A 15,513-nucleotide genomic window follows, 5' to 3' on the forward strand; every position below is an offset into this window, starting at 1 on the left:
TTGTCTAAACTTGGGTTTTCTTGATCCAGTCGATCAAGCCACCCGCAACCACGCCTTGGGCTTTGCGGCTGACGAAGACGCCAACATGCCCACCGGGGAAGCCGATTTCGGTATATTTCTTTGGTGAAATGTAATTGCTCAGGGGTTTCGTACAGCTGATTGGTACGATGTGATCCTGTAGCGCGTAGATATTCATCACGGGGCAGTCGATATGCGATAGGTTCACCGCCTGACCGTCGACGCTGAACTCGCCCTTTACCAGCTTGTTTTCCCGATAGAAATCATTGAACCATTGCTTGGCGGCAGCACCGGGATGATCTGGGCGATCTGCGATCCATTTTTCCATACGCAGGAAATTCAATGTGGCATCCCTGTCGCCCTGTAGCCGTTGCAGACCGAGGTTATATTTGGTCATGGAATTCATCGGTGTCAGGGCCGAGAACATCACGCCAGACATCTCGCCGGGCATATTGCCGTGGACGTCGATCATGTTGTCGATCTCTTCTTTCGACATATTCGATAGCCACTGGTTCAAAAAACCCTCGCCGCGCCAGAAATTTTCTGGATCACCTTTGAAGTCGATGGGGGTGATGGCAAGCGCAAGACCTTTGAACAGGTCGGGTGCAAGGGCGGCTAGGCAGGTGGATAATGTGCCCCCCTCGCAGATACCAAACATGGTGATCGGCTTGCCATCATTATAATCCACCAAATACTCAACACAGTCGCGCAGATATATATCGATCATGTCTTCGATGGTGGTGAATTGATCGGCGCGCGTCGGGTTGCCCCAATCCAGCACATGTACATCAATGCCCGCCTCCAGCAGGTTACGCACCAAAGAGCGATCCTGTTGCAGATCGATCATGGTTTGACGGCCAAACAGCCCATAGGCGATAAGCACTGGTGGTGCGCCTTTTAGGGGCTTGGCCAATGGGCGATAGCGGCTGACGGTGACCTTATCGATCTGAAATACCACATCAGATGGGGTGGTGGCTATTTGCACATCAGTGTCAGAAATTGCGTTCAGCATTTCGGATGATTTTAGTGTGTTAACACCAGCGTCCATCAATTGACCCATGGCGGTATTATAGGCCTGTGAGAAATTATCAGGCGTCTGCTTTGGGGTGGTCATTTCTGTGCGGCCCTTAGATCTTTTTTCAGTTTGCGCAACTCGCGTTTCAGCTTGTGCACAGTTTCGGTCAGATCATCGATTTCTGTGCGTGTTGGCATCTGCAATTTTTCTCCCCAAGCTTCGGCCATTTTGGCCTGACGTTTTGTCAAGTTGCTAGAGGCTTGAATAAGGCCGCGTTGTGCAGCCATGAATTCTGTGGATGATTGGGTGTCCAGCAGCTCTTCATTTGCAGTTTTTACCCAGGCATTAAGGGCTTCGGTTACGTTGCCTGCCTTTAAATCATCGACGCTGAAGTGTTTGGAATAGGTGGCATAGGCGCGCGACCATGCCTCTTGCATTACCTTGCCAAATGCACTGCTGGCCTCTTGGAAATCAATCATCTCCTGCCATTGATCTGCGGCGCCAATTTGTGGGTAGGTCAGATCAGCCAGTTGGGGCATATTGGCAACGGATTCAAGGATAGAGCGTAGCTGTTCAGGCGCCTGTGTCATCCATGTGCTCGGATCAAACAAGGCAAAATAGGCGTCCTTTTGTTTGTCAAAGTTGGATTGTACGCTAGAGGCCATCATCGCACTTGGATCCCATCCAGGGGCCCAAGCGCGCACGAAGTTTTGCCAATTTTCAACGCCTTGACTGATCGGGTCTTTGGGTTTGGGTGCGAAGGCGCGGCCGAAATTTTCGGCCATTTCGCGCTGAGCATCGAAAAAGCTGTCTTGGCCTTGCTTCCAAAACTGCATCATTGCATCCATTCCATCGTTTTTATCAGCCATTGCGTTTTCTCCTAGAGTGCTGCGGTGTAAATTGCCAAGGCGTCGTCATAGGTGACTTCGCGCGGGTTATTTACCAGCAGACGTGATTGTTTCATGGCGTCCTCGGCCAAGCGCGGCAGGTCATTGTGGCTAACACCCACCTCTTTAAGTGTGGATTTCATACCCAGCTCCGGGCCCAGATCCTTGAAGCCCTGAACCATACCTGCACAGATTTCTGCATTTGATTTACCCGCCAGTTCTGGGAAGATAATCGGGGCTATCTCTGCATATTGCGATGCACCCAATTCATCGGCCATGTTGAATTCCAGAACATGGGGTAGAACCAGCGCATTTGACAGACCATGCGGTACATGGAAATGGCCGCCCAGAGGATAGGCCAGCGCATGTACCGCAGCCACAGGTGCGTTGGCAAATGACATGCCAGCCAGCATTGAGCCGAGCAACATATCAGAGCGCGCGGCGCGGTCTTCACCATCGCTACAGGCGGTCCGGATTGCCCCGCCCAGCAATTCCAGCGCTTGGCGCGCTAAGGTATCGGATAGAATGTTCTTGGCGTGTTTGGTGGTATAGGCCTCGATGGCGTGAACCATGGCATCAATACCGGTGGCGGCAGTTACATGCGCGGGCAGACCAACCGTCAGCTCTGCGTCCAGTACAGCCCAGTCAGGCAATAAGGTGGGCGAAACCACGCCTTTTTTCTCGGATGTGCGGGTGGTGACGATGGAAATCGGGGTCACCTCGGATCCTGTGCCAGCCGTTGTGGGGGCCAGCACCAGCGGCAGACGCCCGCCTTTCAGCATGCCCACGCCGTACATCTCGTCTAGGTCTTGGGCCACGTTATCCTGTGCCAGCACAGCGATCAGCTTGGCGGTATCCAAAGATGATCCTCCGCCGACAGAAACGACTCCATCGATGCCTTCTTTTTTAGCCTCTTCAACAGCGGCGCGGATCATGGCCTCTGGGGGATCTGCGACCACGTCGTCGATCACGTGTACATCAATGCCAGCATCTTTCAGGCCTTTTAGCGTAGCATCCGCAAGGCCCAGTTTTAGGATCATGGCATCGGTGACGAAGGCTACCTTTTTACAGCCCAAATCTTGCATCAGACCGCCGATTTTTTCGGTAGAGCCGACCTCAGACAAAATAGAGGCTGTGGTTTGGAATTTAAACGGTTTCATAATTGTGATCCTATTTGTTCAGAGGAGAGGAGAGCGTTTTTAGACGCGCAGTCAATTTCATGTTTTCAGAATAATCAACGGGACAATCGATGATCGATACGGTGCCATCATTCATGGCAGTGTTCAAAATGTCTTGCAATTCTTCAGTTTTTTCAACGCGGTAACCCTTACCACCGAAGCTTTCTGCGAATTTCACGAAATCAGGGTTGGTCACATCGATATGAGAGCTGCGGCCAAATTCGCGCAACTGATGCCACTCGATCAACCCGTATTTGTTATCGTTGAAAATGATGATGGTGATGTTCAAACCTAGGCGTAGAGCGGTTTCGATTTCTTGGTTGTTCATCATAAAGCCGCTGTCGCCGCAAACGGCTACGATATTGCGCTCTGGGTAGATCAGCTTGGCGGCGATTGCACCGGGAAGGGCGATGCCCATGGATGCGAAGCCGTTTGAGATGATGCAGGTATTTGGACGTTCGGCCTGATACATGCGGGCCATCCACATTTTATGTGCACCTACATCGGAAATCACGATATCCTCTGGGTCGAGCGCGGCGCGCAGATCGCAGATGATTTTTTGTGGTTTCACAGGAAAGTGGTTGTCGTCAGCATGCGCATTCAATTCTTCCGAAATGCTGTCGTGCAGATCGGCGACTTTGTTATCCAGATGCTTTTCGGCGCGCTGTGCCAGACGGGCAAGGCTGTCTTTGATATCGCCGACCATGCCGATTTCTGGGATGAAATGGGTGTCTACCTCGGCGGCGGATGCATCGATGCTGATGATGCGCACATCCGCATTTGGGTTCCAGAAGCTGGGAGTATATTCAACCATGTCTAGGCCGATACAGATAACCAAATCGCTTTCTTCGATACCGAAGGCGACCAGATCGTGGGCCTTTAGGCCTACGGTGCCAATGGAGAGAGGATGTGATGAGGGTAGGGCGCCCTTGGCCATAAAGCTGGTGGCGACTGGGGCATTGGTAGCCTCGGCAAAGGCGCGTAATTCATCGCATGCATCGAAACGGATCACGCCATTACCGGCGATGATTACGGGGTTTTTTGCATTCTCAAGTGCGCTCAGGACGCGTTCGGCGCTGCCGGTTGGGGCCACGGGGAACTGGGGGGCCTGTACTTTTAGGGGTTCGATATACTCATGTTTGGTATCGGCAACATTTTCAGGGAAGTCGATGAAGGAGGCGCCTGGTTTTTCTGCCTGAGCAAATTTGAACGCCTTGCGGATTACTTCGGGCACAATTTCTGTTTCGCGAATTTGCACAGAATATTTGGTGATAGGATCGAATAGGTTAACCAAATCTAGGATTTGGTGGCTTTCTTTGTGCAGGCGTGTTGTGGCGCCCTGGCCAGCGATGGCAACGATTGGTGCGCGATCCATATTGGCGTCAGCAACGCCGGTAACTAGGTTTGTAGCCCCTGGCCCTAACGTAGACATACATACACCTGCGCGTCCTGTCAGGCGGCCATAGACATCGGCCATGAATGCGGCGCCCTGTTCGTGGCGTGTGGTGATGAATTGAATCGTGCTGTCTAGCAGTGCGTCCATAACCGCGATATTTTCTTCGCCTGGGATGCCGAAAATGTATTCAACCCCTTCGTGTTCGAGGCATTTTACCATTTGCGCGGCTGACGATAGTTGCGTTCCTGACATATCTCTTCCCTTTTATGCAGCTGTTGTTTCTAGCTTAGTGTTAACCTTAGGTTGCGGTCTAGCCATTATTTCCCGTTGCGTCAGCTAGCAGTTTTTGCATAGCCGTTAACCGTTACAAACAAGGCAAAAGTTAACACTTTATTAATAAGAGGTGGAAAACAATAAGGCGGTTATTGTGCGCCGCACAATAAATTGCTGCGATGCACAAGATTTATGTTGCAATGCACAAAACCATCTGATACGCATCGGTTATCGGGCCAGTTTCGACCCGAAGGAAGATTAGGCCCGGCAACCTCCTGTTGGGTAAACTGGTAAAGGAATGATCACATGACCAAAGCAAACAAAGCGACCGAAAAAATGACTGCTGCTGCAACTGAAGCAACCGCTAAGGTGGCCGCAGCAACCGAAGTATCCCTGGAAAAATCTCAAGAGTTTTTCGCTAAATCAACCAAGGCTTCTGAAAAGCTTGTTGAAGGTGTTATTGAATATAACGCATCTGCATTTAAAGGTGCCGAAGTTGTAGCGAAAAAAGCCTATGACAACTATGTAGCCAACACTACAACCGCATACGAAGATGCAAAGGCATTGGCCAAAACATCTGATGTTGCTGGTTTCTACAAATTGGCTCAGGCCAACTTCTCTAAAGCTGCTGAGGCCTATACAGCCCAAGCTAAAGATTTGGCTGAACTGTCTCAAAAAGTCTTGGCAGATAACACTACTGTTGCCAAAAAATTGTACAAAGAAACATTCGCTGGATAAAACCAGATAATTGTTTTTCAAAGCCGCCTTGCAACCACAGGGCGGCTTTTTGCATTTCTAATACGAATTAGCCCGCATATGCACAAAAAGAGGGGTTCACACGCGCAGACTAACAGCTATTATGACGCAGTGCACAAAGGGGCGGCGATATGTCTGAGGATCAAAAAGTGGCTGATGAGCCAGAAAAGGCCAGCGCTGACCAGCGGGTGGTGATTAAGAAATACGCCAATCGTCGCCTGTATAATACCAGCGCAAGCAAATACATCGTGTTACAGGATGTTATCGAATTGGTAAACGCAGGTCGGGAGTTCGTGATCGAAGACGCCAAAAGCGGCGAAGACATCACTCGCAGCATCCTGAACCAGATCATATTCGAACAAGAAACTCAGCCCCAGGAATTCTTGTTTCCCCTAGAATTCCAAAAACAACTCATCCGATTATATGGCGATAGCTATGGACATTTGGTGCCCGATTTCTTGACCAAGTCGATAAACTTCTTTGCCTCGGAGCGCAAAGAAATGACTGATGCGTGGCAATCAATGATGGCTCGCAATACCGATACATTTCTAAAGCAATCAGAGGCCATGGCACGCCAGAACATGGAGGCGTTTCGCCGGACATGGGATGTGTTTGGGGTAATGGGAAAAAATTCTGAAAAACCAGATGCAGGACAAGATGCGCCCAGTACAGATGTCGATCAAAGTGAGGCATTGAAAAAACTGCAAGCCGAGGTATCCGCTATGCAAGAAAAATTAAAAGAATTGAAGTAAGATCGTGCAATCATGCTGACAAAACCAGATGGAAAAGTAACCGCACAACCGGGAATGAAATTTAGCCACAATTATGTCCGCGGGCTAAGTTTTCAGGGGTTTCATCGTATTCATTATACGGATTGGAACAATCGCCCCGATATTCAGGATCAGGATACGCTGGTCTGTGTGCATGGGGTGTCACGTAACGGGCGTGATTTTGACTATTTGGCCGAGCGGATGATGGATCAATACCGCGTGGTCTGCCCCGATATGGTTGGTCGCGGCGAAAGCGACCATCTGCTGACCCATAAGGGATACGATTATTTACAGTATAATGCGGATATGAATGCCGTTTTGGCTCGTTTGGATGTGGGTAAGGTCGACTGGGTTGGCACATCGATGGGAGGGATTATCGGCATGGTCTTTGCCTCTCTACCGCAATCACCGATCAAAAAGTTGGTTTTGGTCGACGTCGGCCCTGAAATATCGCGCGACAGCCTGTTGAAAATTGGCGAATACATTGGTCTAGCGGGAGAGTTTAAGACGCGCGAGGCGTTAAAGGAGTATATGCGCGAGATCTACAAAGATTTTTATCCGCTTAGCGAAGACGATCTAGATCATATGTTTGAGCATGCCGCTGTGCGTACCAAGCAAGGCAAGTTCAAGTTGCGCATGGATCCAGCGATTGGCGATGCCTTTCGCGAGGATATTTCTCTTTTTGATGTTGATATGTGGGAAACTTGGGACAATATCAGCTGTCCTGTCCTGATCGTTCGGGGCAAGGAGTCGCAGTTTTTCTCACAGGAAACTGCTAAAGAGATGTTGACCAGAGGGCCAGAGACAACCCTCATTGAGATGGAGCACGCGGGTCATACCCCGACACTGCGCAATGACGAGCAGGTTGACCCCATCCGCAAATGGCTGTTGGAAAATTAGGCAACCCCTGCCTGTATCAGGGTTAGCATGCGGATCAGGCCAATAGGGCGTGCGTCATCCAGAACGAAGGCCGCGCTTATTTTCTGTTGTTCTAAAATGCCCAAGATTTTTGCACAGGATTGGTTAGGGGTGACGGATATGAATTTCTTGGTCATAATCGCAGTACCCTTGGTTTCAAACATCACCTGCTTCATCGATCCATCGGTGTTCTCGGCCAGATAACGGCGAATATCGCCATCGGTGATCACGCCGCTTAGCGTGCCTTGATCATCTGTTAGCCCAATAATGCCATAGCCCTTTTCGCTCAATTGGGCCAGAATATCAGCGATCGTTGCACTTTGCGGGGCAAGGGGCAGATCAGCGCCCTTGTTCATCAATTCGGATACCGGTGTTAGCGCGGTTCCCAGCTTGCCTCCGGGGTGGAAATTAAAGAAATCCTGCTCGGAAAAGCCTTTGTTTTTCAATAACGTGATCGCGATTGCATCCCCCAACGCCATTTGAATTAATGTTGATGACGTGGGGGCCAGATTATGCGGGCAACTTTCGGTGACCTTGGGCAGGATCAGCTGAATATCGGCGGCTTTGCCCAGCGTAGATTGAGGGTTGGCGGTCATGGCGATTATGGGGATCGCAAAGCGTTTGGCGTAGCGCAGGATATCGCCCAATTCGCGGCTCTCTCCCGAAAACGACAGCGCCATAAACACATCACCCTTTTGCACCATGCCCAGATCGCCGTGGCTGGCCTCGGCAGGGTGGAGGAACAGCGATGGCGTGCCCGTAGAGGCAAAGGTTGCAACCATTTTGCGCCCTATAATCCCGCTTTTGCCCATGCCAGTAACCACCAAGCGGCCAGAAATATCCGACAGCAGGCTAACCGCGGCATCAACCGCCTGAGCAAAATCATCGATGTCAAGACGCGCGGTTAGCACATTCAATGCCTCTGTTCCGATTTCAAGACACTCTTTGACGGATGCGGTGTTTTCCATAATTTTGCCTGTATTTTTGACTTTTTCCAGCCCTATCACGGCTACCAGAATTGGGAAATGGTAAATAAAATGCAAGGGCTGGGAATTTCCGTGGTTTTCGATAATGAATTAGAATACTCTACGTTGTAAATATGGCCTGATTGCCTAAATAAATTTTATGACAACGGAGTACTAAATGTCGAGTTTCGAAGCCCAAATTGAACAATCAAAAAAAGAAGTTGCCGCCGCACAGTCAAAAATTGCTGATATTTCAACCCGAATTGAAAAGGCGCGTAGCAAGGCCGGTGCGGAAATCGATATTGAGAATGCCACATTGGACGAAGTGCATGCACATTCCGACGCGATGAATGCCAATATCGCCGAGTTGATCATGGGCTTGGATGATGTAACGGCCGGATTTAGCCAAGATTTTGACGCTATGCGCAGCAAATCTGGCTGGGAGAAATTCATTGGTATTTTCTCCAAGCACCGCAGTGAAAGCCTGCGCCAAGAACGCATGCGCACCGCCAGCATTGACGACAAGTTGCAGGATTTGATTTCCAAGTCCGATGTGATCACCCAGCTGTTGCAAGGCCAGCTAGAGGTTTTGAATACCCACAAAGAAAAGGTAGAGGTTAACCTGACCAGCACGCTAGCCGAACGCGAGGCGGCTGTTGGTGTATTAGAAGAGATCAAGGCAAAGCTGATCGCGATGGATCCAAAGATTATCGAAATGGAGGGCAAAATCTCTATGGAAACCGATGCCGCCAAGCGCACCAAATTGGAAAGCGAGCTGGCGAAGCTGAACGGTGAATACAATGATCTGGCGCAACAAGAGCAGGTGAAGCTGGCCGAGAGCCAAACCCTAGAGCGCTATATCGAAAAGGGTAAAACCTGGGTCGATAGTCTGCAAAACCAAGCGGCAACGCAGATGGTCTTGATCAATAAATTGCAAACAGACACCAAGCAACGCGTTGTTCTATATGATGCCCTAACCAAGTCCTTGAAAACCGCGCAACAGCAGGATGTGGCGCATCAGATCAACGAGATTGGTGTGGCAACAGACCAAGAGGCGCAAACCGCCATGGCGGCGATCGGGTCTGCCACCAATCGCCGTATGGCCGATATGATGGAAAAACACGAGGATCACATGGTTTTCGCGCGCAAGGTTTTAGAAGAGAAAGCCAAGTCAGATGAACGTTTCGCACGCCGCTTTGAAAAGATCGTCGAGAAGCATGACAGCAATGCTTATGGTGGCTGATGCAGAAAGCATCTCTATGGGCCCTGTCTCTAGCCTTCGCTTGGGATGGGGTATTCAATAGCTCTGGTCTGGGCCATGCCCAAGGGGCCTTTTCCAGATTGAGCAGGCCGTCACCGCGCCTTTCCTGCTTGCCATTCCATTCTTCTTGTTTGGAGAATTGGCGCGTGGGGCGCGCGCCATAAAAGCGAAACTGAAGCCAAGAGCCAGATAAATATGAACACCGATTACACCCAAGATCACAAAGTTATCGAAGGCGCGCAGGCCACACGGCGCTACTTTGCCAAATTCTCACGTATTATCGAGCATTTGGCGCAGGTGACTGATCTAAGCCAAGATGAGGGGCTGATCAGTGGTGCCGAGGCCCAGGTCTTGGAGGGGTATTTACTGGGTCTTTCAAATACCTTTACGGCGCTGTCGTACAAATTCTTGATGGCCAATCGGGTCGGGTCACATCTGGGCAAAGTGCTGTCGATTGATAGATCAGACAGTGGATTTCCAATTTTTCAAGAGCTGGTGCAAATGGCTGCGGATACTGTGCAGGCCGAGGTGCATCTAAACAGCCTACCATCCCAAGAACAGTTGAAGAAAGATATGGTGAACCATATCCTGACCGAGCAGCGCGCTCCCGTGCAACTGCAATATGCGCTGTCACAGCGGATTTACTATGAATATTTGGCGCAGCGCCAGTTGTTTTACTCGCAGAATGATCCGCATATCATTTGGACAGGGGGCGATGACGATAGGCGCAAGTATCTGATATATTGGGCCAATTACGACAGCCAAACCAACCTGCCGGTTATTTACCTGATGGAGGTAGAAGATACGGGCCGCAAGGCATTGGCCCGCGACGAGCGCCGCTGGCCACGGGTGCAGGCGCATCTGATGGCGCAGGCCGTTTCTGGCCTAAAGTTGCTGACCATTGCGCGTGGGTTTGACCAGGATTTTGACCATCTGCACCCTAAAAAACTGCGCAGGTTTCACATTGGCCCGATGTACAGCCATACATTTACCGAACAGGCGGGGCCCCTGCGCGAGGTACTAGCAGATGCATCAGGCGAGGCGGGGCTGGACTGGGCGCTGACATGGGGTGTGGAAACCCTGCGATCTGCGCGTGTCAGCGAGGAGAAGAGCGGGTTTTTCAGCACGGTTGAGCGTCAAGTCTTTGATGTGGATACCATGCGCGCTGGCCTGCAAGGGGTGAGCGATGCGCGCCGGTCATTGATCCTGCCGCACCGCGCCTTTCAAGTATTAGAAGAGAAAGACCCACCAACCCTGCGAGATACGCGCAAATACGTGGTGGGCAAGAATGCAAAAATTATCAGTTATAAATAGGTCTAAAACATGTCAAATTCAGCTGGATTATTGGAAATAAAAGAAGAGCAGATTAGCGCTAAATATTCGGCTGCGATGGGGCTGTTGGATGGGTTCGACCACACACCGCGCCTTGCTAAGGCGGCGGATATCGACGGCGGCGCAGAAAAATCCAGCGGCATTGGAACTCGCCGGCGGTTTCGCTCTACCACACCTGGGCTGGTTACCCGCAGTACCGCGCGCCCAGAAGGTGTGCATATTGCCAACCGCGTTATGGCATCAGACGATGATGACCCCTTGACCAGCCCTTTGCAGGCCACGGTTCTGCATGGGTTGCGCCGCGCATTGGCCACGGCGATAGTGGTTTCAGATCAATTCAGCGAGCAGACCGGGCTTGAGGCCCTGTTGGCGGATAATTTGGCGGGAAACCTGCCTAAGTCAAAACAGAGCGAGTTTAGCGAATTACTGTCTGCATCTGCGCTGATTTCGCTACATGTCTTCGCAAATATGGCGCAGTTCTTGCTGAGCAATGTGGCGCAGGCGGGGGATGTGGCCGAGATTGGCGAGGTCGAGGAGATATTGACCGACAACCCGCAACTGGCGCTGAGTGGGGCATTATGGGAGCTGGATCAGGATCTGGCGTTGTTTGCCAGCGATGAGGCCCGATTATTGCCTGTTATTCTGGCCTATCTGGAAAAAATGATGGAAAAGGTCGCGTTGCGCGCGGCCAATACGCCGCGGCTGGATGTTTTTGAAAACCTGGCGTTTCGCGTAGAGGCCGATGATTTCGAATCCTCTGGATTTGCGGCCTCTGCGCGGGCTACATCCAGCAAATTGACCATGACGTTTAAGAAACCCCACGAAGTGGTCGGCAACCACATCGCCAAGTATCAGGCGATGAAGCTGTCTAAGATGCTGATGGCCTATGATTTTGAGCGCAAGCTTAACCCCTTTGCCGATCTGGGTGGGTTCATCTTTACGTTTATGGGCGATGGCAAGCCGGGCACGGGGAAAACCACCCTCATTCAGATGATGGCGGGGCTGATCAATGACTATTGCCAAAACGCGGGCTATGCATTTCGCTATGAAAACCTAAGCACCGATAGTATCGACAGCTATCAGGGGAAATCTGCCCAGAATGCTAAGAACTTTATCAAGAATGTGCTGGATCCCAATGTGATCGGCTTTGGCACCATCGATGATATCGATCAGCTGGCGGGCAAGCGCGGCGATCGGCAATCATCAGCAGGGCAGTTGGAAATCACCGCCGTGTTGATGGAGAGCTTTGCCGGTGCCAATACCGTGGTGCGCGGCAATTGTACCTTTGGGATGTTTTCGAATTATCCTGAAAACGTGGATGATGCGTTGCGCCAGCGTGCGGGCGCACGTTTCTTGGTGGATGGGCCGCAAACGCGAGAGGATTACATCGATATTCTGCATCTGCTGATGGGCAAGAACCATAATATCCCTGTGGGGGATCACGAGCTGTTCTCGGCCCAGCAGATTAAAAAGGCCGTTGCCGCATCCTATGACAGCCATTCAAAACCGCATGAGGCGGGTCTGCTGAATGTCTTTGACCGTGTGCATTCCGAGGTCGGTGCATTGGATACCATTGCCAAAATGGGGGCCTATCTAAAGGCGATCCAGCAGGCCGACGCGCGTTTTACAGGCCGTGCGATTAAAAACATCACTGATGCGGTCAAGGTGCGGGCGATGGATTTTGAACTGCCCGATGAATGGATGGAGAATACCGAGCTGTTCCTAGCGCGCGATTACGACACCAAGCGCAATATGATCGCCGAATTGGCCCAGCCGATCACGGTGGAAATGGTGATCCAAGAGATCAACCGCTATGCCGATAGCGAGTTTAGATATGCGGACAAATCCGACGAGGTGGCGATTGAGAATATGGTGCGCGATTACGGAAGGCAGGAAGAGGCGAAGAAGCGGTATTTGGAGGGGAAGGGGTGAGTATAACGGCGGATCAATCCACGGAGCATAAATTTTGGGAACTTGGTAATCCGGTCATGTGGGGGGTGATCGCTACAATTCTAGTGGCGATTTTGGCAGGCGTTCTGGGCTTCCTACAGGTCTGTGATTCAGGCCATTCTTTTGTTGAACATTGCGAAACAAATGCTATGCGATTTTTGAACTCTCCACCCAATGAAGTGGGCGACACACTTGCAGGTTTTGCAGGGGCATTGGCGTTTATCTGGATAATTGTCACCGTTGGACTACAAAGCAAGGAACTAGCGGCGCAAAGAGAAGAGCTAAAACTGACCCGTGACGAATTTTCCAAGATGGCAGCGTCCCAGTCCCAGCAGGTAGATATTCTAAAGATACAAGGTGATATATTTTTGGATGAACAACGCCAGAGAAAAGAAGCTGAGCAAAAAGATTTTTTGGATGAGTTACTTTTACGCCTAAAAGGAAGAATGGAAATCCACATTTACATAGGCAAGGGAGGTCATAAAAAAATCCTATTTGAACAAACGTATCAAAAACTAGGACCAGTAGATATATATACCACTTTGCATTACAGTGACTTGTCAATTGATGAGTATTTCGCGCGACGAGTCAGGGAACTTTATCACTTTGTTAATTCGGATTTTTCTAAAAGTATTATAATCGAAGACGATAATATTCGTCGATGGTTGGTCGATCTAAGATCAATGCTGAAACAGGTGAATTCCATTGAAGGCCTTAGCCACACTCAAGAAAGCCGGATATCTCGGCTAACAAGTGGCGAAATTTTTGACCAAAGCTTAGAGGTTTTGCTGGAAAAGGTGCAAACACCATGATGCGTCTCGTCAAACGCGGCCTTATGTTTGGCAACCTCGTCGAGGTGAAGTCCCCCGCGCTGGTCGCGCGCTATAACCGCGCGTTGAAACATCTGGTGGGCCGCGAGACCGCCTTGCAAGAATTTCATGTGGATATTAGCGGCTATTCCCCTGAAATTGGCGATGAGCTGGGCGATGATCTCTACCTGAACCCCAATGGCTGTAACCGCCAGTTCATTCTGCTGACAACGGATCAAAAAACCGCGCCTTTGTTGAATGCCAAGTTCTCGACATCGCGTGAAATTTTGCGCGATTACATCGAGGAGAACGAGGCCGAGCTGTTTGTTCTAACCGCTCGCGAGGCGGTAGCGGGCGAGTTGTTGAATTCGGTTTTTTCAATTGGCTCTCTGGAAGATTTGTTTGAAATCAATCGTATAGAGGTCGAAGCGGATACCGTGCAAGAGCATGTGGCCGAGGCAGATGCCTTGCGCTTGCATCTGGATCGGTTCATGGGCGAGCAGGATGCGTGGTGGGATGATGTGCTAATTGCCAATATGATCGAGCTGGCCAAACGCACCGGAAATATCGAACGTCATCCCGTAAAATTGCAGGATAAAACCTATCAACAGGGCAATTATTACACCGAGCATTTTGGCGGTATTTATGTGCTGCGCAATATGGATCGGCCCGCGGTAATCTTGCGCCACGGCGAGGTGGGTAGCGATGATCTGCCCGTGGATCAGGTGCTACATTTCCAGACCCCCGAGAAGATCGCCAAATACCTATGGCGCCAAGAATTGGTCGAACCGATTGTCACCGCGCGCGATGCGGATGTGACTGCTGTAATTAAACAAAAGCTAGACTTTATTGCCCTATCCGTGGCCGCGGAACAGGGCGAAGAACTGGGCGATTTAACCCGCCAAGACATGCGCAGAATTTCGCGCCGATATGCAGATAAAATGCCCCCCGAATATCACGGTTTGATGAAGGTCTGGCGCTGGGCCAGCATGGGGGGGGAATGGCCCAAAATTTCCGCACAAGACCCTGCGTGGTTTTATACCGTGCGCGCAAGCCAAGGGCCGGATCGTGATTTGATCAACATGTTGTTGGCCGATTTATCCCCGAGGGATTTCAGGCAGCTGTTTATTTGCCACAAGGATGCATTTTATGCACAATACCGCAGGTGGTCAGACAGCAAGAAGGACTATGTTGCTCGCTTCTTGGCCGAGGAATATGCGCTGGACAAGGCCGGTACACGGGCTGAATTATTCGGGGCAGAGCCTGATATGAGCCCGCCACCGCCGCGCCGTCGCGGCCCATGGGATAGGGAGTAAATGATGCGCATTCTAAAGAGGGTTTTCACAGGGGTGGTTTTGATCATTGCGGTGGGTATTTTGCATTACACCTTGCCCGCGCGCGATATAGTGAAAATTGTCGGAACCGATGTGAAACGCATGGACGTAGGACAATATGCGTGGTTCTGGGCCAGCCCGGATTCTGGTACCAATGCCAACCTTACCCGTGATGTACGATTTGTGAATGCCATATGGCCCGATGGGTCCGCGCGGGTATACCGCAACGAGGATACCGAGTGGAATTGGCCGCCCTATTTCAAATTTGACAGTGGTAACCTAACCGCACAGGCGCAGGGCATTGCCAAGGAAGATGATATTTGGGTTGCGGTTACACATTATGGCTGGCGCATAAAGCTTTTGTCGATCTTCCCGAATGCGGTGGCGATGAAGCAGGTCTCTGGGCCGGATCAGCTGTTAATCCCATGGTTTAATATCGTGTTCTTTGGGCTTCTGGCGGGTGTTTTATTTGTGACATGGCGGATGTTGCGCCGGTTCAAGCGGCGCCGAATTGATCCGATTACCCAGCAAATCGAGGGTGCCAGTGACACCGTATCGGACTATGCAAATGCGGCGCGCGATGATTTAGAAAAACGCCAGAATGCTGTGATGCGGTCTTGGCGGCGTTGGTTTGGCACCGCCAAGAAATAA

At 50.8% G+C, this 15,513-nt stretch carries 14 protein-coding genes; 9 read left to right on the forward strand and 5 right to left on the reverse strand.

Annotated elements, in window-relative coordinates; all coding sequences use genetic code 11:
* Positions 1-4: 4 nt before the first annotated feature.
* Genes QQL62_RS01050 through QQL62_RS01065 form a run of 4 tightly spaced genes read right to left on the reverse strand, consistent with a single transcriptional unit; the run spans position 5 to position 4,746 of the window.
* Entirely contained in the window at positions 5-1,132 is a 1,128-nt protein-coding gene (locus QQL62_RS01050; RefSeq protein WP_284375318.1) for an alpha/beta fold hydrolase, read from the reverse strand.
* Complete coding sequence (locus QQL62_RS01055; RefSeq protein WP_284375319.1) at positions 1,129-1,902, reverse strand: poly(R)-hydroxyalkanoic acid synthase subunit PhaE; 774 nt, start codon at positions 1,900-1,902, stop codon at positions 1,129-1,131. The genes QQL62_RS01050 and QQL62_RS01055 overlap by 4 nt, the downstream gene beginning before the upstream one ends.
* 11 nt (positions 1,903-1,913) lie before the next feature.
* Positions 1,914-3,080, reverse strand: a complete 1,167-nt coding sequence (locus QQL62_RS01060; protein WP_284375320.1) for an iron-containing alcohol dehydrogenase — start codon at positions 3,078-3,080, stop codon at positions 1,914-1,916.
* A 10-nt stretch (positions 3,081-3,090) separates the two neighbouring features.
* The gene (locus tag QQL62_RS01065) at positions 3,091-4,746 is read right to left on the reverse strand and encodes an acetolactate synthase large subunit (protein ID WP_284375321.1); all 1,656 of its coding nucleotides are present in this window, start codon (positions 4,744-4,746) and stop codon (positions 3,091-3,093) included.
* Between the two features lie 327 nt (positions 4,747-5,073).
* Between QQL62_RS01065 and QQL62_RS01070 the strand changes: the two genes are divergently transcribed.
* The 3 genes from QQL62_RS01070 (at position 5,074) to QQL62_RS01080 (ending at position 7,193) form a co-directional block, all read left to right on the forward strand.
* On the forward strand, positions 5,074-5,505 hold the full coding sequence (locus QQL62_RS01070; RefSeq protein ID WP_284375322.1) for a phasin family protein: 432 nt from the start codon (positions 5,074-5,076) through the stop codon (positions 5,503-5,505).
* A gap of 149 nt (positions 5,506-5,654) precedes the next feature.
* On the forward strand, positions 5,655-6,275 hold the full coding sequence (gene phaR, locus QQL62_RS01075) for a polyhydroxyalkanoate synthesis repressor PhaR (RefSeq protein ID WP_284375323.1): 621 nt from the start codon (positions 5,655-5,657) through the stop codon (positions 6,273-6,275).
* Positions 6,276-6,287: 12 nt separating this feature from the next.
* Complete coding sequence (locus QQL62_RS01080) at positions 6,288-7,193, forward strand: alpha/beta fold hydrolase (protein WP_284375324.1); 906 nt, start codon at positions 6,288-6,290, stop codon at positions 7,191-7,193.
* Here QQL62_RS01080 and QQL62_RS01085 read toward each other — a convergent pair.
* Entirely contained in the window at positions 7,190-8,179 is a 990-nt protein-coding gene (locus tag QQL62_RS01085; protein ID WP_284375325.1) for a KpsF/GutQ family sugar-phosphate isomerase, read from the reverse strand. The genes QQL62_RS01080 and QQL62_RS01085 overlap by 4 nt on opposite strands.
* A 175-nt stretch (positions 8,180-8,354) precedes the next feature.
* On the opposite strand from QQL62_RS01085, the gene QQL62_RS01090 reads away from it, so the two are divergent.
* The 6 genes from QQL62_RS01090 (at position 8,355) to QQL62_RS01115 (ending at position 15,513) form a co-directional block, all read left to right on the forward strand.
* Positions 8,355-9,419 carry a coiled-coil domain-containing protein gene (locus QQL62_RS01090; RefSeq protein WP_284375326.1) on the forward strand — a complete coding sequence of 355 codons (1,065 nt, stop codon included), beginning with the start codon at positions 8,355-8,357 and terminating at the stop codon, positions 9,417-9,419.
* 213 nt (positions 9,420-9,632) lie between these two features.
* Positions 9,633-10,751: a hypothetical protein gene (locus tag QQL62_RS01095; RefSeq protein ID WP_284375327.1), complete on the forward strand. Its 1,119-nt coding sequence runs from the start codon at positions 9,633-9,635 to the stop codon at positions 10,749-10,751.
* A gap of 9 nt (positions 10,752-10,760) precedes the next feature.
* Complete coding sequence (locus tag QQL62_RS01100; protein ID WP_284375329.1) at positions 10,761-12,701, forward strand: AAA family ATPase; 1,941 nt, start codon at positions 10,761-10,763, stop codon at positions 12,699-12,701.
* Positions 12,698-13,531 carry a hypothetical protein gene (locus QQL62_RS01105; RefSeq protein ID WP_284375331.1) on the forward strand — a complete coding sequence of 278 codons (834 nt, stop codon included), beginning with the start codon at positions 12,698-12,700 and terminating at the stop codon, positions 13,529-13,531. Before QQL62_RS01100 ends, QQL62_RS01105 begins: the two co-directional genes overlap by 4 nt.
* Positions 13,528-14,844: a DUF6638 family protein gene (locus QQL62_RS01110; protein ID WP_284375333.1), complete on the forward strand. Its 1,317-nt coding sequence runs from the start codon at positions 13,528-13,530 to the stop codon at positions 14,842-14,844. Before QQL62_RS01105 ends, QQL62_RS01110 begins: the two co-directional genes overlap by 4 nt.
* Complete coding sequence (locus QQL62_RS01115; protein ID WP_284375335.1) at positions 14,845-15,513, forward strand: DUF1523 family protein; 669 nt, start codon at positions 14,845-14,847, stop codon at positions 15,511-15,513.

This window comes from Amylibacter marinus (assembly GCF_030160015.1).
GTDB classification, from domain to species: domain Bacteria; phylum Pseudomonadota; class Alphaproteobacteria; order Rhodobacterales; family Rhodobacteraceae; genus Amylibacter; species Amylibacter marinus.